The sequence below is a fragment of the Paraburkholderia sp. J94 genome (assembly GCF_905220285.1).
GTDB classification, from domain to species: Bacteria; Pseudomonadota; Gammaproteobacteria; order Burkholderiales; family Burkholderiaceae; genus Paraburkholderia; species Paraburkholderia tropica_A.
This window is the reverse complement of record NZ_CAJMZH010000013.1, coordinates 1-20,588: the sequence shown is the minus strand read 5'-3', so window position 1 is coordinate 20,588 and position 20,588 is coordinate 1. Positions and strand designations below refer to the sequence as shown.

16 protein-coding genes are annotated in these 20,588 nt (G+C 66.0%); 10 read left to right on the top strand and 6 right to left on the bottom strand.

Annotated elements, in window-relative coordinates:
• Positions 1-157: 157 nt before the first annotated feature.
• The 3 genes from acnD (at position 158) to prpF (ending at position 4,442) form a co-directional block, all read left to right on the top strand.
• Complete coding sequence (acnD, locus tag U4Y88_RS25835; RefSeq protein WP_310630860.1) at positions 158-2,749, top strand: Fe/S-dependent 2-methylisocitrate dehydratase AcnD; 2,592 nt, start codon at positions 158-160, stop codon at positions 2,747-2,749.
• A 64-nt stretch (positions 2,750-2,813) separates the two neighbouring features.
• On the top strand, positions 2,814-3,239 hold the full coding sequence (locus tag U4Y88_RS25830; RefSeq protein ID WP_321787288.1) for an endonuclease domain-containing protein: 426 nt from the start codon (positions 2,814-2,816) through the stop codon (positions 3,237-3,239).
• A 12-nt stretch (positions 3,240-3,251) separates the two neighbouring features.
• Positions 3,252-4,442, top strand: a complete 1,191-nt coding sequence (gene prpF, locus U4Y88_RS25825) for a 2-methylaconitate cis-trans isomerase PrpF (protein WP_321787286.1) — start codon at positions 3,252-3,254, stop codon at positions 4,440-4,442.
• Positions 4,443-4,587: 145 nt separating this feature from the next.
• Here the strand turns inward: prpF and U4Y88_RS25820 are convergent, their stop codons facing one another.
• On the bottom strand, positions 4,588-5,442 hold the full coding sequence (locus U4Y88_RS25820) for a peptidoglycan DD-metalloendopeptidase family protein (RefSeq protein ID WP_310630747.1): 855 nt from the start codon (positions 5,440-5,442) through the stop codon (positions 4,588-4,590).
• 889 nt (positions 5,443-6,331) lie between these two features.
• On the opposite strand from U4Y88_RS25820, the gene U4Y88_RS25815 reads away from it, so the two are divergent.
• Together U4Y88_RS25815 and U4Y88_RS25810 are read left to right on the top strand one after the other, a co-directional pair.
• Positions 6,332-7,432: an OpgC domain-containing protein gene (locus U4Y88_RS25815; RefSeq protein WP_321787284.1), complete on the top strand. Its 1,101-nt coding sequence runs from the start codon at positions 6,332-6,334 to the stop codon at positions 7,430-7,432.
• A 185-nt stretch (positions 7,433-7,617) separates the two neighbouring features.
• The gene (locus tag U4Y88_RS25810) at positions 7,618-8,634 is read left to right on the top strand and encodes an alpha/beta hydrolase (protein ID WP_415774500.1); all 1,017 of its coding nucleotides are present in this window, start codon (positions 7,618-7,620) and stop codon (positions 8,632-8,634) included.
• A gap of 63 nt (positions 8,635-8,697) precedes the next feature.
• Here the strand turns inward: U4Y88_RS25810 and U4Y88_RS25805 are convergent, their stop codons facing one another.
• Positions 8,698-9,765 carry an AI-2E family transporter gene (locus tag U4Y88_RS25805; protein WP_224014609.1) on the bottom strand — a complete coding sequence of 356 codons (1,068 nt, stop codon included), beginning with the start codon at positions 9,763-9,765 and terminating at the stop codon, positions 8,698-8,700.
• Positions 9,766-10,203: 438 nt separating this feature from the next.
• On the opposite strand from U4Y88_RS25805, the gene U4Y88_RS25800 reads away from it, so the two are divergent.
• Positions 10,204-10,512 (top strand): DUF3331 domain-containing protein, encoded by a 309-nt coding sequence (locus tag U4Y88_RS25800; RefSeq protein ID WP_205997904.1) that lies wholly within the window; start codon positions 10,204-10,206, stop codon positions 10,510-10,512.
• Between the two features lie 233 nt (positions 10,513-10,745).
• Here U4Y88_RS25800 and U4Y88_RS25795 read toward each other — a convergent pair whose 3' ends face one another.
• Entirely contained in the window at positions 10,746-11,240 is a 495-nt protein-coding gene (locus U4Y88_RS25795) for a thioesterase family protein (protein ID WP_224014607.1), read from the bottom strand.
• A gap of 297 nt (positions 11,241-11,537) precedes the next feature.
• Here U4Y88_RS25795 and U4Y88_RS25790 point away from each other — a divergent pair, with 297 nt between their 5' ends.
• A complete protein-coding gene (locus U4Y88_RS25790) occupies positions 11,538-14,135 on the top strand; it encodes an adenosylcobalamin-dependent ribonucleoside-diphosphate reductase (RefSeq protein WP_321787282.1) in 2,598 nt (865 codons plus the stop codon).
• 200 nt (positions 14,136-14,335) lie between these two features.
• Positions 14,336-15,988, top strand: a complete 1,653-nt coding sequence (locus U4Y88_RS25785) for an FAD-dependent oxidoreductase (RefSeq protein WP_321787280.1) — start codon at positions 14,336-14,338, stop codon at positions 15,986-15,988.
• Between the two features lie 77 nt (positions 15,989-16,065).
• Here the strand turns inward: U4Y88_RS25785 and U4Y88_RS25780 are convergent, their stop codons facing one another.
• The 3 genes from U4Y88_RS25780 to U4Y88_RS25770 all read right to left on the bottom strand — a co-directional run bounded on the left by U4Y88_RS25780 (position 16,066) and on the right by U4Y88_RS25770 (position 18,769).
• The gene (locus U4Y88_RS25780) at positions 16,066-17,214 is read right to left on the bottom strand and encodes a transporter substrate-binding domain-containing protein (RefSeq protein ID WP_321787278.1); all 1,149 of its coding nucleotides are present in this window, start codon (positions 17,212-17,214) and stop codon (positions 16,066-16,068) included.
• Positions 17,215-17,307: 93 nt separating this feature from the next.
• Positions 17,308-17,679, bottom strand: coding sequence for a response regulator transcription factor (locus U4Y88_RS25775; RefSeq protein ID WP_224014600.1), 372 nt, complete (start codon positions 17,677-17,679; stop codon positions 17,308-17,310).
• Between the two features lie 379 nt (positions 17,680-18,058).
• Positions 18,059-18,769: a response regulator transcription factor gene (locus tag U4Y88_RS25770; protein ID WP_321787276.1), complete on the bottom strand. Its 711-nt coding sequence runs from the start codon at positions 18,767-18,769 to the stop codon at positions 18,059-18,061.
• Positions 18,770-19,099: 330 nt separating this feature from the next.
• On the opposite strand from U4Y88_RS25770, the gene U4Y88_RS25765 reads away from it, so the two are divergent.
• Together U4Y88_RS25765 and U4Y88_RS25760 are read left to right on the top strand one after the other, a co-directional pair.
• Positions 19,100-19,867 (top strand): hypothetical protein, encoded by a 768-nt coding sequence (locus tag U4Y88_RS25765; RefSeq protein ID WP_224014598.1) that lies wholly within the window; start codon positions 19,100-19,102, stop codon positions 19,865-19,867.
• 329 nt (positions 19,868-20,196) lie between these two features.
• Positions 20,197-20,588: SUMF1/EgtB/PvdO family nonheme iron enzyme (locus tag U4Y88_RS25760; protein ID WP_321787274.1), on the top strand; the 392-nt coding region annotated here is incomplete at its 3' end.

Below are 20,588 nucleotides of genomic sequence, written 5' to 3'. Positions count from 1 at the left end.
TCGTGCTCACCAGTCGTCCGAACGGCATAGTCCGTGCGGACGACTGCAAGACAGCGGCGCGTGCGCGTAGAGTGAAGTCGTCACGAACGCCCCACGCCTGCGGTTTCATCGCACCGCGCGCCGCTGCAACCTTATTCCAACCATTGGTCCCCAAGCCGTGAATACCGCCCATCGCAAAGCCCTGCCCGGCACCCGGCTCGATTACTTCGACGCGCGCGAAGCCGTCGAGGCCATCCAGCCCGGCGCCTGGAACACGCTGCCGTACACCTCGCGCGTGCTCGCCGAAAATCTCGTGCGCCGCTGCGACCCGGCCACCCTCAACGCCTCGCTCGCGCAGCTCGTCGAACGCAAGCGCGACCTCGACTTCCCGTGGTATCCCGCGCGCGTCGTCTGCCACGACATTCTTGGCCAGACCGCGCTCGTCGACCTCGCGGGCCTGCGCGACGCCATCGCCGATCAAGGCGGCGACCCCGCCAAGGTGAATCCGGTCGTGCCGGTTCAGCTGATCGTCGACCACTCGCTCGCCGTGGAATGCGGCGGCTTCGACCCGCAGGCGTTCGAGAAGAACCGCGCGATCGAGGACCGCCGTAACGAAGACCGCTTCGACTTCATCAACTGGACGAAGAAGGCCTTCAAGAACGTCGACGTGATCCCGCCCGGCAACGGCATCATGCACCAGATCAATCTGGAGAAAATGTCGCCGGTGATCGGCGTGCACGACGGCGTGGCCTACCCGGACACCTGCGTGGGCACCGACAGCCACACGCCGCACGTGGACGCGCTCGGCGTGATCGCCATCGGCGTGGGCGGCCTCGAAGCCGAAAACGTCATGCTCGGCCGCGCCTCGTGGATGCGCCTGCCCGACATCGTCGGCGTGGAGCTCACGGGCAAGCGCCAGCCCGGCATCACGGCCACCGACATCGTGCTCGCGCTGACCGAATTCCTGCGCAAGGAAAAGGTCGTGGGCGCGTATCTGGAGTTTCGCGGCGCGGGCGCGTCGAGCCTCACGCTCGGCGACCGCGCGACCATCTCGAACATGGCGCCCGAATACGGCGCCACGGCCGCGATGTTCTTCATCGACGATCAGACGCTCGCCTACCTGCGCCTCACGGGCCGCGAGGAAGCGCAGGTGAAGCTGGTCGAGACCTACGCGAAAACCGTGGGCCTGTGGGCCGATTCGCTCGCGCACGCGCAGTACGAGCGCACGCTCACGTTCGATCTGTCGAGCGTGGTGCGCAACATGGCCGGTCCGTCGAATCCGCACAAGCGCCTGCCCACGTCCGATCTCGCGGCGCGCGGCATCGCGGGCCAGTGGGAAGAAACGCCGGGCCAGATGCCCGACGGCGCGGTGATCATCGCGGCCATTACGAGCTGCACGAACACCAGCAATCCGCGCAACGTGATCGCCGCCGCGCTGCTCGCGCGCAATGCGAACGCACGCGGCCTCACGCGCAAGCCGTGGGTGAAGAGTTCGCTCGCGCCGGGATCGAAGGCGGTGGAGCTGTATCTGGAAGAAGCGAAGCTGCTGCCGGATCTGGAGAAGCTGGGCTTTGGCATCGTCGCGTTCGCGTGCACCACGTGTAACGGCATGTCGGGTGCGCTCGATCCGAAGATCCAGCAGGAAATCGTCGACCGCGACCTGTACGCGACGGCGGTCCTGTCGGGCAACCGCAATTTCGACGGCCGCATCCATCCGTACGCGAAGCAGGCGTTTCTGGCGTCGCCGCCGCTCGTGGTCGCGTATGCGATTGCGGGCACGATCCGCTTCGATATCGAGAAAGACGCGCTCGGCACGGACCAGAACGGTCAGCCGGTGTATCTGAAAGACCTGTGGCCGAGCGACGAGGAAATCGACGCGATCGTGGCGCAGAGCGTGAAGCCCGAGCAGTTCCGCAAGGTGTACGAACCGATGTTCGCGGCCACGGCGGCCAGCGGCGAAACCACCGACCCGCTCTACGACTGGCGCGCGCAAAGCACGTATATCCGCCGCCCGCCGTACTGGGAAGGCGCGCTCGCGGGCGAGCGCACGCTGCGCGGCCTGCGTCCGCTCGCGGTGCTCGGCGACAACATCACGACCGACCACCTGTCGCCGTCGAACGCGATTCTGCTGGATAGCGCTGCGGGCGAATACCTCGCGAAAATGGGCCTGCCCGAAGAGGATTTCAACTCGTACGCCACGCACCGCGGCGACCACCTGACGGCGCAGCGCGCGACCTTCGCGAACCCGACGCTCGTCAACGAAATGGCCGTGGTCGATGGCGCGGTGAAGAAGGGCTCGCTCGCGCGCATCGAACCGGAAGGCCAGGTCGTGCGCATGTGGGAAGCGATCGAAACCTACATGGATCGCAAGCAGCCGCTCATCATCATCGCGGGCGCGGACTACGGCCAGGGATCGTCGCGCGACTGGGCGGCCAAGGGCGTGCGGCTCGCGGGCGTGGAAGTGATCGTGGCGGAGGGCTTCGAGCGCATTCACCGCACGAACCTGATCGGCATGGGCGTGGTGCCGCTGGAGTTCAAGGCGGGCACGAACCGCACGACGCTGGGCATCGATGGCACGGAGACGTTCGACGTGCGCGGCGAGCGCACGCCGCGCGCCGACCTGACGCTGGTGATCAACCGGAAGAACGGCGAGCGAGTGGAAGTGCCGGTGACGTGCCGCCTGGATACGGCGGAGGAAGTCTCGATCTACGAAGCGGGCGGCGTGCTGCAGCGCTTTGCGCAAGACTTCCTGGAATCATCGCGCGCCTGAAGCAAACGGAGCCCCTCTCCCTGTGGGAGAGGGGTTGGGGAGTGGGGAGTGGGGAGTGGGGGAAATGCGGCACGCAACGATAATCGAACGCGCCAGACATCTGCGCAAAAACATGACCGAGGCAGAGCAACTGCTCTGGCGTCATCTTCGCGCGCATCGCCTGTGCGGTGAGAAATTCCGCCGCCAGCACCCCATCGGCCGCTATATCGTGGATTTCGCGCATTGCGGTGCGCGTGTCGCCATCGAAGCGGATGGCGGACAGCACAACGGCAGCGTCGACGATGCTGTGCGCGATGCCTCGTTGCGTAGCCGTGGCTATACCGTGCTGCGGTTCTGGAACGATGAGATATTGCGGAACACCGAGGCGGTGTTGGAGGTGATATTGATGACGGTTCGTGAACGGCGTGCGCTGTCGCCACTTTCGCCACTCCCCCCCACTCCCTCCACTCCCCCTGCCCCTCTCCCCTGGGAGAGGGGGGTAAATTGTTGACACGGGATTTTTATGAGCCATCAACCCCAGATCAAGATTCCCGCCACCTACCTGCGCGGGGGCACCAGCAAAGGCGTGTTCTTCCGCCTTCAAGACCTGCCCGCTGCCGCACAGCAGCCGGGCGTCGCGCGCGACAAACTGCTGATGCGCGTGATCGGCAGCCCCGACCCCTACGGCAAACAGATCGACGGCATGGGCGGCGCCACCTCCAGCACGAGCAAGACCGTGATCGTCGCGAAGAGTGAGCGCCCCGGTCACGACGTCGACTATCTGTTCGGCCAGGTCGCCATCGACAAAGCCTTCGTCGACTGGAGCGGCAACTGCGGCAACCTCTCGGCGGCGGTCGGTCCGTTCGCGATCAGCGGCGGTCTCGTCGACCCCGCGCGCGTGCCCGACAACGGCGTCGCGGTCGTGCGCATCTGGCAAGCCAATATCGGTAAAACCATCGTCGCGCACGTGCCCATCACGAACGGCCAGGTGCAGGAAACCGGTGACTTCGAACTCGACGGCGTGACCTTCCCCGCCGCCGAAGTGCAGCTCGAATTCCTCGATCCCGCCGCCGAGGAAGAAGGCGCGGGCGGCGCGATGTTCCCCACCGGCCATCTCGTCGACGACCTCGAAGTGCCCGGCGTCGGCACGCTCAAGGCCACCATGATCAACGCGGGCATTCCCACCATCTTCGTGAACGCCGAAGCCATCGGCTACACGGGCACGGAATTGCAGGACGCGATCAACAGCGACGCCGAGGCGCTGAAGAAGTTCGAGACCATCCGCGGGCACGGCGCATTGCGCATGGGCCTCATCAAGCATCTCGACGAGATCGCTACGCGCCAGCACACGCCGAAGATCGCCTTCGTCGCGAAGCCGGCGGCGTACACGGCGTCGAGCGGCAAGCGCGTCGAAACCGGCGACGTCGATCTACTCGTGCGCGCGATGTCGATGGGCAAGCTGCATCACGCCATGATGGGCACGGCGGCCGTGGCCATCGGCACCGCGGCGGCCATTCCGGGCACGCTCGTGAATCTCGCAGCGGGCGGCGGCGAGCGCAGCGCGGTGCGCTTCGGCCATCCGTCGGGCACGCTGCGCGTCGGCGCCGAAGCCAGCCAGCAGGACGGCGAATGGTGCGTCACGAAGGCCATCATGAGCCGCAGCGCACGCGTGCTGATGGAAGGCTGGGTGCGGGTGCCCGGCGACGCGTTTTAAGCCGCGCGCCTGGCAACGATCACCGGCGAACGGTCATCGGCGGGCGCACTGTCCGCCATGACGAAAAAAACCGCCCTGACGCGATGTAGCGTCAGGGCGGTTTTTCGTTTTCCAGCGAGGCCCGCACAGCGCGCGCGTCGCGATCTCAACTCTTCTGCGTCGGCAGATACGGCATCGGATCGACCGGCTTGCCGTCGCGGCGCACCTCGAACAGCACCGCCACGCGGTCGTTGTTCTCGTTGCCCATTTCAGCGATCTGCTGGCCCTGATGCACCGTGTCGCCGGTCTTCACCAGCAGGCGGCGGTTATGCGAATACGCCGTCAGAAAGTCCTTGTTGTGCTGGACGATGATGAGGCTGCCGTACTCGTTGAGGCCGGTGCCCGCGTACATCACCTTGCCGTCGGCGGCGGCGAGCACCGGATCGCCCGCCTTCCCGGCGATCTCGATGCCGCGCGTCGTACCCGGCGCGAACGGCTCGATCACGCGGCCCTGCGCGGGCCAGACCAGCGTCACGCTGTTCGCATGACGCGCCACCTCGGCGGCCACGGCGCGGCTTTGCGCGGTGTTCGCGGGCGCGGCCTTGCCCGGCGCGGCGGCCTGCACCGTGATCGTCTGCTTCGAGACGATCTTCAGCGACTGGCCCGCGCGCAGGCGGCTATTCGGCTTCAGACGGTTCCACGCCGACAGGTCCCTGACCGAGACGCTGTGGTTCGACGCGATGCGCTGCAGCGTGTCGCCACGACGCACGCGCACGTAGGTGGTCTTCGTGACGACGCGTGTGACCGGCGCGCTGGCGGCGGCTTGCGCCGCGCTGGCCGCCGCGTCGGACGCAGGCGCGGCCGAAGCCGACGGGTCGGGCTGCGGCTGCGACTCCGGCGGCGTCTGCTGCTGATCGACGTTCGCGCAGGCGGCCAGCAAGACGGCCAGACCGACGCCGGCGATGCCGGCACGCAAACGCGACAGACCGTGGGTCCACTGACCGGTACGATCCTCGAACATGTTTTTTAGCTCCTTGTGCTGCGCGGCGGCTCGCGTCGCCCGGGTGGCATCGTGCGGTTTGCTGCGTCGTTGCGCGCTCCCGCCTCTCCTGGCCAGCCCCGGACGCTCGCGCCCAGCCCGCTCCCTTCTGCATTCAAATTACGTGCTTCTTCAAGCAAAACGCTATAACCGTCGCACAAAACCCGCACTGCGGCAAAATAGCGTCCAGCTCGAAGCACCCGGCATTGTAAAGCGCGTTTCACATATATCAGTCGCGCGACAACACTCTGATACCTCTGATACAACTCCCCCAGCCAGGCCCGGCCAACGCTGCCGCCGTTGCGCCTGGAATCGACGGCCATCTCGCCGCCCATGCCCGTCAGACGGCCTTCAGGGCCATTTGCGCAGACAATTGGGGCGCACAAATAGCGCCAGTTCACGGTGTAATCTCTTCGACATATCGGCAGCAAAAACGAGAACTTGAACTGGCTTGCACGCCGAAAGCCCTTTGAAAATTAAGGTAGTATTGCCTCCATTGCGCGTCGGCATGCCTGTCACGGGAACCCTGAGACGTCCATCAGGTCTTTTCCTGGGACTCGCGAATCGCCGCGCCCCCCGGCCTGCACCATCGCGAAACTGCCCAGTTTTACGGACCAGCGTTTGCGGACCAGCGTTTGCGGACCGGCGTTTGCGGACCGGCGCGCAGCGCTCCCGGGATTTCGCCACTGGCCGCCGGTTTTGAATCGGCGCAATGGCAGATTGCCGCAGCTTGCGCCGCGCCCTATGCCCTGTTCGCAGAGCCGCAAAGCCTGATACGCAGCACCCATTTTTTGCATGCGCCAGCCCGGCCGTGCGCGCCGTCCGGCCGGTCCGGCCCACCCGCGCGACGTCTCCGGCTGGCGCCGGATCCATGTCACAGTCTTCCAATCGTCTCGTCGAACTCGACTTCTTTCGCGGACTCGTTCTGCTCATCATCGTCGTCGATCACATCGGCGGCAGCATCATTTCGCGCGTAACGCTGCACGCCTACGCGCTCTGCGACGCCGCCGAAGTGTTCGTCTTCCTCGGCGGCTACGCCACGGCCACCGCGTGGGCCGCGCTCTGCGCGCGCCGCACCGAGGCCGCCGCGCGCCAGCGCTTCGTCAAGCGCGCCTTCGAGATCTATCGCGCGTTCGTGGTCACGGCGCTGCTGATGCTGCTCGTCACGGCCATCCTGACCGCCCTGAACGTCGACGCCCCCAACCTCGCGACCACCGATCTCGACGATCTCATGCTCGCGCCCGGCGCCGCGCTGCGCGACATCGTGCTGCTGCGCCGCCAGCCCTATCTCGCGGGCGTCCTGCCGATGTACGCGTGCTTCGCGCTGGCCGCGCCGCTCGCGCTGCCGCTCGCGCGCACGCGGCCCTGGCTGCTCGCGGCGATCAGCCTCGCGCTGTGGGGCGTCGCGCCGCATTTCGCGCCGTATCTGCCGCACGTCGAGGACGTGCACTGGGACTTCAACCCGTTCGGCTGGCAACTGATGTTCATGGCCGGCGTGATCGCGCAGGCGCAGCCGGTGTTCCAGAACGTGACCGCGCGGCCGAAGCTCGGCACGCTCGTGACGATGTTCGCGCTCGCCGTGGTCGCGGCGGCGGCCATCTATCGGCTGCAACTCGGCAACACGCCGCTCGACGGCGACTTCAAGCGCAATCTCGCGTGGTTCCGCGCGCTGAACTTCTTCGGCATCGCGTGGCTCGTCGCGCACCTGATCCGGCTCGGCTGGGCGAGGCGTCTCGCGACCTGGCTGCCGTGGGTGGGCCTCGTGGGCCGCAAGGGCATGCTGTCGTTCGTGGCGGGCGCGGTGATCTCGCTGACCGTCGACTCGGTGCTCTACTGGTACACCGACGGCTATCTCGACGTGCCGCTCGGCCTGACCGCCGACGCCGTCGCGCTCACCGCGCTGTTCGTGGTCGTGCGTGCCGCCGATCCGCTCAAACGGCTGCTGCCCTCGCGCGCGAAGGCGTCGGCCTGACGCGCGCGAAGGCTCGGGCGCGCGCGGCGAGACCGAGTGCGCCCGAGCCCCAAACTTCACGCGAAAATCGCCCACTCAGTCGCCCACTCGGTCGTCCGCAAAATCGTCCGCTTCCTGGCCGCGCGCGGCGCTGCTAGCATGATGACCCCGCGCCGACGGCGTGCCCTCGACACCCGCTTTCCGCCATGCGCAGCTCCCTTTGCCCCGCGCCGTCCGGCTCGCCGCTCGATCCGCCGCTCGATCCGTCGTCCAATCCGCGCCTTGCCGCGACACGAAGCACCACACCTCGCGCAAACCGAAGCCGTTCGCACAACACCGCGCGCAGCTTCATGCACGCCGTCGCGCGCGCGGCGGCCTCAGCAGGTTTGGTCGCGCTGGCATCGGCGTTCACCTTCGTGGCGCTCGCCGCCAGGCCGAGCCTCGCGGCGGCCAGCACGATCGCGGCGCGCACCTTCCACGCGGCGGCGCTCAATCGCGACTGGCCTTACTTGGTCTATCTGCCGAGCGGCTATCACGCCGACGCCGCGCGCTATCCGGTGCTCTATCTCCTGCACGGCAACAACGGCGACGCGATGGACTGGATCACCCAGGGCGACCTGCAAACCGCCGCCGACACGCTGATCGCGCGCCACGAGATTCCGCCCGTCGTGATCGTGATGCCGCAAGGCGGCACCGACTGGTACGTCGATCGCAAGGAAAAGATGGAGACGGCGTTCTTCAACGACCTGATGCCCGAGATCGAGGCGCATTTCGCGGTCGCGGACGAACGCGGCGGCCGCGCGATCGGCGGCGTCTCGATGGGCGGATTCGGCGCGCTGCGCTACACGCTCGAGCATCCCGACATGTTCTGCGGCGCGCTGCTGCTCTCGCCCGCGGTCTATTCGGGCGAGCCGCCGCCGTCCTCGTCGGCGCGGCGCGTGGGCGTGTTCGGCGAGCACCAGTTCGATGCGCACATCTGGCGTACGCTCAACTATCCGGCGCTGTGGAACGGCTATTTCGGACGGCCGTGGCGCGTGCCCTTCTTCATCGCCTCGGGCGACGACGACCTCGTGATCCAGGCCGAATCGTCGCTGCTTTATACGCGTTTGCGCGAGGCGGGCAATCCGGCGGCGCTACGCATCGTCGACGGCGGCCACGTCTGGCCGGTCTGGCGGCAGCTGCTGCCCGCCGCGCTCAAATACGCGCTCGCCTGCGTACACTGAGGACGCCGGCGGCGCGATCCGCGAATCCGGCGCGTGAACCTCGCGTCCACGCGCCTCCCGACCTCACTCCGCCCAGTTCGCCCACAGCACCATCAGCACGGTCATCAGCGCCGGGCCGATGAAGATGCCGATCAGCCCGAACGTCGTCGCGCCGCCGAGTATGCCGAACAGCACGAGCAGAAACGGCAGACGCGTGGAATTGCCGATCAGCACGGGCCGCACGAAATGCTCGGCGACGAACACCACCACGAAGCCCCAGACCGCCAGCGACACCGCCGCGACCACCGAGCCCTGCACCACGAGCCAGAGCGCCGCGAGGCAGAACACCACGGGCGCGCAGAACGGCAGCATGGCCGCGACTGCCGTCACGGTGCCGAGCAGCGCCGCATGCGGCACGCCGCCGAACAGATAGCCGATGCCCAGCAGCACGCCCTCGCCGAGCCCGACCACCACGAGCCCCGTGACCGTCGCGCGCACGGCGGCGGCCATGCGCTGGAGCAGTTGCGCACCGTCCGCGCCGAACGCGCGGCGCGCACCGCGCATCACCGTGCCCGACAGGCGCGGGCCCGCCTGAAAGATCACGAACAGCGTGACGAGCATGAAGCCGAACGTCACGGAGGCATGCACGGCGCGCGCGCCGAAGTGGCGTCCGAACGAGACGATGGTGTCGCCGTGCAGGTTCTTCATCGCGGGCGAGGTCTTGAGCGGCTGCGCCAGATTCGCCTGCCACCAGTCGCTGACCTGATGGCTGCCGAACGGCAGACGCGCGACGACGTCGGGCACCGGCACGCCGTTTTCCTGGGCGGCGTGCACCCACAGGTAGAGATCGTGCGCCTCGCCGCCCGCCTGGATCGCCGTGATGGTGATCGGCAGGACGACCAGCAGCGCGACGGCCAGCGTCAGCACGGTGGCGAGCGAGGTCGTGCGGCCCTTGAACAGGCGGTGACGCTCGACGGCCTGGTAGGCCGGCCACAGCACGATGGCGACGACGCCCGCCCACGCGACGGCGGGCACGAATTCGCGCACGACCCAGAGCGCGACCAGGACGAGCGCGGCGTACAGGGCGGCCGACGCGGCGCGCTGGATTTTTTGCTCGTTTGCGGAGTTCGGAGCAGGCGGGCGATGAATCATGTAACCTCGGGGCAATTCGACAGGACGGCTCGGTCGGCCTTGCTGGCCATACCGGCGCCGCGAGCGGCAAAAAGTCTAAACAGAACGCATAAAGACGCGCATAAAAGCGCGCCGCAACAAGCCGCCAGCATAAGGGCGACAGACCGAAAGACGAAATCTGCACGGCCATTCAGCGCCGCATTCGATCAGATTCATACGCCGCCCCGGCGTTCCAACCCCGCCTCACCAGACCATTTCGATGTCGCGCCACGCACAACACTGCGTTGCACAAATTCGAGATGTCAGACTTTGATCGCCCGCAAACCCCCATTCCTTCGTTATCTGCATGGTGTCGCAGGGCAATTGTTGCCGATTTTGGAATGGTGTTTCAACGCCGACACAATGGCACTTGGCGTCGCAGAGGACTACATTCGCGGCATCCCACTCACGGAGCCGACAATGAAAAAGAAGGCGTGTCTCGCGCTTGACGGTGCCAACGGTGAACGCATTGAAATCCTCGAGCAGACGGATTCAGCGCTCGTCATCCGCTGGGTCGAACCCGGCCGCTGCCACTATGGCGAGCAGCGCTGGCGACGCCGTTCGGCGCATACTTCGGGAACCTGCGCCGTGTCGCGCCGCAAGATCCGCCGTGGCGACGCGGTGTACAAGCCGGCTGAACGGCCGGCTCCGCTGAACGCCTCGGTGATGATCGCCGCGGAAGTATTCGGCGACCTCGTGGCCAACGTGCCGTTCAGCGAAGCGGCCTGAGCGGACCGCAAGTCGCCGGAAACGGCGCGAGCGCATCCCGGCCGGCCCAGGCGGCAAAAAGCGATTAGCAGACTTTCTCGTAACAATCGCTGAACGATTGCGTCGCAATCGTGCAGTGATCGACGAATCGGCCAGGCGTCACTCGCGCCATTCGCCAACACCGCGTTCCGGCCACACAAGCGCGCTCTGAGGCCAAACCCGCCTCGCCCCGCCGCGTGCTGCGGCGCCGCATCTCAGGACGAGACCGCGGCCGCCCCCGGCGCGAGCGAGATGGACCGCCCGGCGTAACGCGCCACCCGCCCCACCGACTCGCCGCGCAGCGCAGCCACGCGCGCGAGCACGTCGGCATCGAAGGGCGCCGCGCGCGGACCCGCGCGATCGACGTGCAGCAACACCTGCTCGCTCGCCGACACCAGCGCCTCCTGCGCGAACATCTCCAGATACACCCGCACGCGCTTGGCGTCGTGCTCCAGCACCGAGACCTCCACGCGCACCGGCGTGCCCTCCTTGATCTCCCGCACGTAGTTCAGATGCGCTTCCAGCGTGTACATCGAACGCCCGCGCGCCTCGCGCTGCGCCGCGTCGAGCCCGATCGCGTCGAGCAGCGCATCGGTCGCGAAGCTGTAGATCAGCATGTAGAACGCGTCGCGCAAATGGCCGTTGTAATCGACCCATTCCGCGCGCACATGGTCGCGGTAGATCACGCTGGGCGCGGTCGTCTCCGTCATCGTTGCTCCTCGTTGTGGCGGCTTTTTAGTGTCAGCCAGTGTAACCGCGCGCGCCCTCGCCGAGCCCTCGACCGACGCCACCCGCGGCGCGCTGACGCTGCGCACGCGCGCCGCCGCTGCGGTAAGGTGGAAGCCATGTGCAGTTCTCGATGAAGCGATGCGGCGCCGGTCCCGGCCAGTCCAGACGGGATCGCCAGAACCGGCCTGCCGCCGCGCGACTTCCGCGCAAACTTCGCGCAAACTTCGTGCAACCACCGCGCCGCCCGGCACGCCGCGACGCCCCGAAAGGACCCGGTCATGGCAGAAAACACGCCCCCGCTTTCCCACGCAGATCGCCCCGCTCCGCAGCCGTTCTCGCTCGACGTGATGCTCGAAAAATACGCCAAGGGCGACGAGCAGACCGCCGACGACATCTATCGCCGCGTCGCGCGCGGCGTCGCCCAGGCCGAGCCGCCCGCGCTGCGCGCCGAGATCGAGGCGCGCTTCGTCGACAACCTGCGCAACGGCGCGCTGGGCGCGGGCCGCATCATGAGCGCGGCGGGCACGGCCATCGAATCGACGCTCATCAACTGCTTCGTGCAGCCCGTCGGCGACAGCATTCAGGGCATCGACGCCGAAGGCCGTCCCGGCATCTACGTCGCGTTGTTGCAGGCCGCCGAAACCATGCGGCGCGGCGGCGGCGTGGGCTACAACTTTTCGGCGATCCGTCCGCGCGGCGCGCTGGTCAAATCGACGGGATCGAGCGCCTCGGGACCGTGCAGCTATATCGACGTATTCGACGCCTCGTGCCGCACCGTCGAGAGCGCCGGCTCGCGGCGCGGCGCGCAGATGGCCGTGCTCGACTGCGATCACCCGGACCTGCCCGAGTTCATCGAGGCGAAGCATTCGAAGGGACGCTGGAACAACTTCAACGTGTCGGTGGCGGTGACCGACGCGTTCATGCGCGCCGTCGAAAACGACGACATCTGGCAGCTCGTGCATCGCGCCGCGCCCTCGCCCGCGCTGCGCGCAGCAGGCGACCTCAAGCAGCGCGACGACGGCCTCTGGATCTACGCGGAGAAACGCGCGCGCGATCTCTGGGACACCATCATGCGCTCGACCTACGACGTGGCCGAGCCCGGCGTGGTGTTCATCTCGCGCATGAACGAGGACAACAACCTGCGCGCGCAGGAGACGATCCGCGCGACCAATCCGTGTGGCGAGCAGCCCTTGCCGCCGTATGGCTGCTGCAATCTCGGGCCGCTCGATCTCACGCGCTTCGTGAAGGCGCCGTTCGCGCAGTTGCGCGGCGCGAAACACGCGAGCGCCAGCGCCGCCGACCACAACTTCGACTGGGACGCGCTCGCCGCGCGCACCGCCACGCAGGTGCGTTTTCTCGACGACGTGCTCGACGTCACGCTCTGGCCGCTGCCCGAGCAGCAGGCCGAAGCCGCCGCCAAGCGGCGCATCGGCGTGGGCTTCACGGGACTCGGCGACACGCTCGTGATGCTCGGCATCCGCTACAACAGCGAGGAAGGCTGCGCGTTCGGCGCTCGCGTCGGGCGCACGATGCGCGACGCCGCCTACGCGGCCTCGGTCGAACTCGCGCGCGAGCGCGGCGCGTTTCCGTTGTTCGACGCGAGCACCTACCTCGCGCCCGGCACCTTCGCGTCGCGCCTGTCCGACGCGCTGCAAGACGAGATCCGCGTGCACGGCATCCGCAACAGCCATCTGTTGTCGATCGCCCCGACCGGCACAGTGAGTCTCGCGTTCGCCGACAACGTCTCGAACGGCATCGAGCCCGCGTTTTCGTGGACCTATCAGCGCACGCGCCGCATGGCCGACGGCGGCAGCGAAACCTTCGCGGTCGAAGACCACGCGTGGCGCGTGTATCGCGAACTCGTTGGAGACGCCGGCGATGCGAACGCGCTGCCCGACTACTTCGTGAGCGCGCTGCAAATGAGCGCGCAGGATCACGTGCAGATGATGGCGGCGGTGCAGCCTTACGTGGACACGTCGATTTCGAAAACCGTGAACGTGCCCGCCGATTACCCGTTCGAAGACTTCGAAAACCTCTATCTCGATGCGTGGCGGCGCGGACTCAAGGGGCTCGCGACCTATCGTCCGAACGAGACGCTCGGCGCGGTGCTTCAAGTCACGCCCACGGCCGCCGACTCGCTCGACGACGCGCAAAGCGACGCGCTGCTCGATCCGCTGCGCGTGGCGATCGATCATCGGCCCAAGGGCGAATTGCCCGCCGTGATCGAGAAGATCGAATACCTCACGCAGACGGGCAAGGTCTCGCTCTACGTGGCCGTGTCGTTCCTCGAAGTGACGGGCCAGGTGGGCAGCGAACCGGTGACGATCGAGCGGCCTATCGAGTTCTTCATTCCCGTCGGGCAGCGCGACGAGTCGCAGCAATGGATCACGGCGACCATGCGCTCACTGTCGCTCGCGGCGCGCGGCGGCTTCGTCGCGCGCAATCTGCAGGACTTGCGCAAGGTGTCGTGGGATCGCGGCCAGGTGCGTTACGGCGAGACGCAGCGCCTCGACGGCAAGCGCACGCCGCTGTGGCACGACTCGGAAGTCGCGGCGATCGCCTACGCGATCCAGCAGATCCTGCATCGGCGCGGCTTTCTCGATGCGGAGGGACGGCAAGTGCCCTCGCGTCTGCTCGCGCAGCGGCGCGCCGAAGCGCGTCACGGCAACGCCTCGCCTCTCGCGGATGAAGGCCGTGCAGCACGCGCGGGCGATCAGGTGCTCGACGGCCCGAATGCGCTGCCCGCCGACGCCGCGCTCGCCGCGCCGCACGCGATGCTCGGACGCAAATGCGGATCGTGCGGCGCGAATGCCGTGATTCGCCGTGACGGCTGCGACTTCTGCACCGCGTGCGGAGAGATTGGGACCTGCGGATAAAGCAGGCGAGCGACGCAAGCGGCAACAGGTTAGGCGGGCGCGGCCGCCTAACCTATACTGGTTTCGATCGCGCACTCCGGCTGGGCGCGATCTCGCCCGGCGCGTCGGCGTGCAGTTCATGTGCACCGTTCGTGCATGCACTTCAAGCGTGCACATCACTTCGCGCACTGTGATTCATTGCCTGCCAGGGATGACGAATCATGCTGACCACTGACGACCTCCGCGCCATCCCCCTCTTCTCGACGCTCGGCGACACCGAACTCGAACATCTCGCGCACACATCGGCCGACCTGCAGCTTAGCAGTGGCGAATTCGCGGTCCATGAGGGTGCGGAGCGCGCGCTCTATGCCGTGCTCAGCGGCAAGATCGAAGTCATCAAATTGTTCGACGGCGTCGAGCGCACGCTGGGATGGCGCTTGCCCGGAACCATCTTTGGCGAGGTGCCGCTCGCCCTGAGTTCGCCGTTTCCGGGCGCTTATCGAGCCGCGGAGCCGTCGCGCGTCATGCGCGTGGACGCGTCGCACTATTACGCGCTCGCGGCGGCGTCGCCGGAAGTCGCGGTGAAGATGGGCGCGCTCGCACGCGAGCGCATCGGCGGCTTGCAGGGCCTTTCCGCTGAACCGCCCAAGCCGCGCGTGACTATAGTCGGCGCGCGATGGGACCCGGCGTGCACGGAGTTGCGCCAGTTCCTCGAACGCAATCAGATCAGCTGTGACTGGATGGCGCCCGATGCGTCCGAACTGAGCACGCGCTGGCCCGGTCAATGTCCATCGGAGCAGGAATGCCCGGCGCTGCGCCTCGCCGACGGCACGCTCCTCAATCGGCCCGCGATACGCGAACTCGCCGAGCGCCTCGGTCTTCAGACGAAACCGCTCATCGACGAATACGACGCGGTGATCATCGGCGGCGGACCCGCGGGCCTCGCCGCGGCGGTGTATGGCGCGTCCGAAGGCTTGCGAACGATCGTGGTCGAACGCGAGGCGCCGGGCGGACAGGCTGGCACGTCGTCGCGCATTGAAAATTACCTGGGATTCCCAAACGGTGTGTCCGGCGACGAACTCGCCAACCGCGCACTGCTACAGGCGAAGCGGCTCGGCGCGGAGATTCTGGTGACGCGCGCCGTGGCGGGCATCGATGTCGGATCGCGGCAAGTGCACCTCGACGGCGGCGATGTCGTCGGCGCGCGCACGCTCATTCTTGCGACCGGCGTCACGTGGCGGCGACTGGCCATCGAAGGCTTCGACCGCTTCATCGGCCGAGGCATTTATTACGGCGCGTCGCGCAATGAAGCCAGCGCGACGCATGGCCTGGACGTGTATCTGATCGGCGGCGGCAACTCGGCCGGACAAGCCGCGCTCTACTTTTCCGGCCACGCGCGGCAGGTGACGCTCGTGGTGCGCGGCGACGCGCTGGAGAACAGCATGTCCCGCTATCTGGTCGAACAACTCGCCCGAAAGTCGAATGTCGAGGTCAGGTTGCAGGCCGAAGTGGTGGGCGCGTATGGCGAAACCCATCTGGGCGCTATCGACATCGTCGACAAAGCGAGCGCGAACGTCACCCGGCACGATTGCGGAGGCTTGTTTGTTTTCATCGGCGCGGATGCGGAGACGGGTTGGCTGCCGGAAGGCATTGCGCGTAACGCACGCGGCTATGTCTTGACCGGCGACGATGTCGTCAAGGCGGGACGCTGGGCGCACACGCGAGATCCTTATCTGCTCGAAACGAGCACGCCTGGCATATTTGCCTGCGGCGATGTGCGGCTGAGCCCCATCAAGCGGGTCGCGTCGGCCGTTGGCGAGGGCAGCATGGCGATTGCGTTCGTCCACAAGTATCTGCAGGAGACGCTTCAGTAGGCTCTGCGTGTTGGGATGATCGCGCTGACGATGCGCTCAGAGAGATTTGGGGCAAGCCATGCACGGCGTCCAGCGGACTAGCTCCCCGACGCGAACCACTTCTTCTGAATCAGTTCGTACGTCCCGTCTTCATACATGGACAGCAACGCCTCGTTGATCGCCTTGCGCAACGGGCTGCCGTTGGGTAAGGCAATGCCATATTTCTCCGGCCGGAACACTGGTCCCACCACGGCGAGCGTGCCGCTGCCCAGCCGCCCGCTCCAGTACTGCAAAGTCGGCGCATCGTAGACGATGGCCTGGATGTCGCCGTGCATCAGCAGCCGGAAACCATCATCGGCGGTGTTCATGCTGACGAACGGCAGCCCTCGCTCGGTGAGATAGTCGGCGGCGACGGTGCCCGGCACCGAGCCGATCAATTTCCCCGGCAGATCGTCAGGACCCCGTATGTTCGATTGCAGGCGCGCCACCGTCTGCGAAGACGTCACCGTCGCCGTGAACTGGGCCACCAGCACCACGCCGATCAACCACATGGCGGGCACGAGTACGCGTTTCCACAGGCCCGGTTCATCGCGTTCGCCGTGCTCGCCCGTTGCGATAATCAGCATCGTGATCCAGAGGCCCTCTCCAATCGCCCGCCAATAAGGCTTCTGGAAATTGCGATCGCGTTTTCGCTCGACCAGCCAGACGAGATTGGCCAGCACGAAAACGATCGCCGCGCTGATCGCCGCGAACTGCCCCATCGCCCGCCACGGAACCGACCAGATGGTGCTCAGGAAAGAACTATCGTTGCGCGCGCGCACCATGATCTGCAAGCCCGCATCGAAATAAGGAATCGAAAAATCGACCTGGCGCTCGCGCTCGGGCGTCATGGTGATGGCGGATATCGCGAGATCCGCGTTGCCTTGCTCGACGGTCGGGAGCACGTTGGCTTGCGTGGCGACCGGCACCCACGTGAAATCGCGGCGAATACGGCGCGCGATCTCGTTCCAGATATCGATACTGAAGCCTTCGGGCGTCTTCGTTTGCGGCAGCACGAAGGGGGCGACCGGCGCGATGGCGACGCGCACAACGGACGACGGCTTCGCGCCACCTGACGCTATCGGCGATTCGTCAGCGCAGGCGGTTCCCATCATGGACGATGCGAGAATCGCGATTGCGCACCACGCCAGCCACCTGGTTCGCTTGTGTCGCTTGTGTCGCTTATCCCGTTCGTCTCGCTCGCTCAACGCGTCGCTCCCAATCCAGTCTGCGTGCCGATCATCCCGGCGCAATGTCGCGGCCGATTAATGGAAAATCCAGGCACCGTCAATCGTCGACCTTCAAGGCTGGCTGCGCGTCGCCTCGCCGACGGCATCCAGCAGCGCCGCGCCCAGAAAAGGCTTGGTCAGCAACGCATGCTGACCCGCCCTCGCCACGGCCTGCCGCGTGACCGGCGCATCGTACGCCGTGATGAACACGACGGGCGGACGCGGCGACTGCAACGCTTCATAAAACGCAGGCCCCGACGTGCCCGGAAGCTGCACGTCGACAATGAGGCAACGCGCGGCCAGCGCGCAATCGTATGCCCCCGCCTCCTCCGCGCTTTGAAACGAACGCGTGACGAATCCCGAGTGGCGGAACAGGCGCTCGATGGCGCGGCACAGGCCCGTGTCGTCCTCGATAATCACGATCGAGAGTGGCTCCGCGTTCATGCGTCGTCGTCCAGATAATCGATGCCGAAGTGTCATGCGAGCGTGAGGCTGACGCCATAGGGACTTAGGGCAATGCCTTGCTCCCCGACCCGATACTCAGCGTTTCGCACGCAATACAAGGGGCGAAATCGCTGAACGAGTCCGGCTGATTCCAACCATTCGATCATCGTTGTCTATATGACGCGCACCATGCCATAGGGATTTGGGGCAATCCCATTTCCCTTTCGGGCAATGTCGGGCAGAGCGCTTGTCTTTCACATGCCGCGCATGCTCGTGTCGACGCGCAAAGGCGTCGTCGTCGCCTCACGGTGGCGAACCGCGCCGCGCGCTGGCCTCCGCTTGTGCGAGTTGCTGGACAGCGGGATACGACGAACCAACATCACGCCGCGAGCGATACCGCTTCGGCGTGCCTTAGCAACTCCGCGAACGAGCCCGCGCTAAATTTGCGCATGAGTTGCGCCCGACAGCTCTTGATGGTGCGCTCCGAAAGTCCGAGTTCCGCCGCGATCTGCTTGTTGCGCCGCCCCGCGACGATCCCTTTCAACACCGTCCGCTCTCGCTCGCCGAGGCTCACGCCCGGTGCCGCCTCGTTCGGCAACGGCGCGTCCGCGTGCGCATCCGTGCTGAATGCGGCGTCGAGCGCGTCCAGCAACGCCTGCCGCTCGAAGGGCTTGACGAGGAAATCCACGGCACCCGCTTTCATCGCCTGCACGGTACGCGGCACATCGCTGTAGCCGCTCATGAACACGACCGGCATCGCGCGTGGCTGACGCCGCAGCGCCTGCTGAAGATCCAGCCCGCTCGGGCCGCCGAGTTCCAGATCGAGCAGCAGACAGCCACGCCACGCTTCGGGCTCGCTCACCAGAAATTCGCCGGCGGAGGCATACGTCTGGACCGCATAACCTGCACTGCTCAGGAGTCTTTTCAACGCCGATCGCATGGATGCATCGTCTTCGACAACGTGAATCGTCCTGATGGAATCGCTATTCACGACATCACTCCGTCTTCGCCAATTCATCCGTATTTTTGGGTCGGATTTCGTGGCTCCCTGATACCGCTCCTTGACACCTCTGCGCGACTCGCATGACACGAATCGAACGCATGTAAGCCGTTATAGCAATTTACGAGACCATGTGGTTTCAGACTGATCAGAACGAAAATAATCGATTCATTCCGCAATGAATTCGCCTGGCGCGCTGCGTGGCATTCATTCAATTGAGTCAACGATCCGTGCATTCATTCAACCGATCGCAACAGCGCATGATGCGTGCGATTGCAAACCGGCCCGCCCTGCCTCCGCTCGCGAAAGCGCGGTTTGACTCAGGGTTTGGGGCAACGCGTTGACGCCATGGTTCACGTTAAGATCGATCGGCACGGAGCATATCAGGGCGGCATTCATCGCTATTCATTCGGATCCCAAATGACTCAGCTCGTTCATCATCCCGCATACCTGTTCATCCTGCTGATCGTGCTGCTTTCGACTGGCGCGGCACTCGGCGCGATCGTGATGCAGCGTGTCCTGCCGCTCTCGGATGACGCGCGCGATAACTACAACGTCATTCAGGGCGCCACGCTCACGCTGCTTGCGCTGTTAATCGGCTTTACGCTTTCGATGGCGGTCAGCCGTTACGACCAGCGCAAGAATTACGAGGAAGAAGAAGCCAATGCGATCGGCACCGAATATCTGCGCGCCGACCTGCTGGGCACACCCGGTTCGGCAAAAGCCAAAGCGCTGCTGGCCCAGTATCTGGAATTGCGCATCGTGTTTTATCGCACGCGCAACGCGCACGAACTCGACGTGCTCAACAGCAAAACCATGGCGCTTCAGGGCCAGTTGTGGGACACCGTGCGCGAGGCCGCCGAGGCGCGGCCCACGCCCATCACCGCGCTCGCGGTCGGGGGCATGAACGACGTGATCAATACGCAGGGTTATACGCAGGCCGCGTGGCTCAATCGCATTCCGGTTTCGGCGTGGGCGTTGATGATGGCGATCGCCTTCTTCAGCAACCTGATGCAGGGCTATGGCGTGCGCGGTAAAAATGGACGGCGCGTGCTGCTGTTCGTCTTGCCGATCACCGTGTCGCTGTCACTGTCGCTGATCGCGGATATCGACAGTCCGCGTGGCGGTCTGATTCGCGTCGTGCCGCAAAACCTGCTTAGCCTCCAGCAGTCGATGCCGCCGAACTAGCGCCTCGCGTCCGCACAAGGCCCGGCGACGCGCCATAGGATGCGGGGCAATCCCATTGCGTAAAAGCGCAGACATCGCGTAACCGTCAGCGGTTTGCATACGTCGATGCGAAAGTTATAGCAAAGCGCGCGCCCCGCCTGCCGATTGCCCTCAGGGGCAATGCCGTTGCCCCATCTACCGATAGCGAAACCGCGGCGGCGCTCCAATACTGCAAGCCGGTACGCCGCATGCCTTGCTCGCCGACGCCAATGCAGACGCCAACGCCGACACCAACGTTTCACCGTCCGCGCCCATGCGATTCCACACCCTGCCGCCCACCCTGACTGCCCATGATCCACACCGCACCCGAAGCGATCAACGACGCCTGTGACGCCCCCTCGCACGCTGCGTCGCCAGGCATGGTCCGTATCGAAGGCGGCACGTTCCTGATGGGCTCGAATCATCACTATCCCGAGGAAGCGCCCGCGCACAAGGTCCGCGTGCGCGGATTCTGGATCGATCGTCATGCGGTGACGAACGCCGACTTCCAGCGCTTCGTCGACGCCACCGGCCACATCACGTCCGCCGAGCGCCCCGCCAATCCCGACGACTATCCGGGCGCGCTGCCCGAGATGCTGGCGCCGTCCTCGGTGGTGTTCGCGAAGCCTGAGAAGCGCGTGGATCTGCGCAATCACTACAACTGGTGGACTTATACGCAAGGCGCCGACTGGCGGCATCCGCG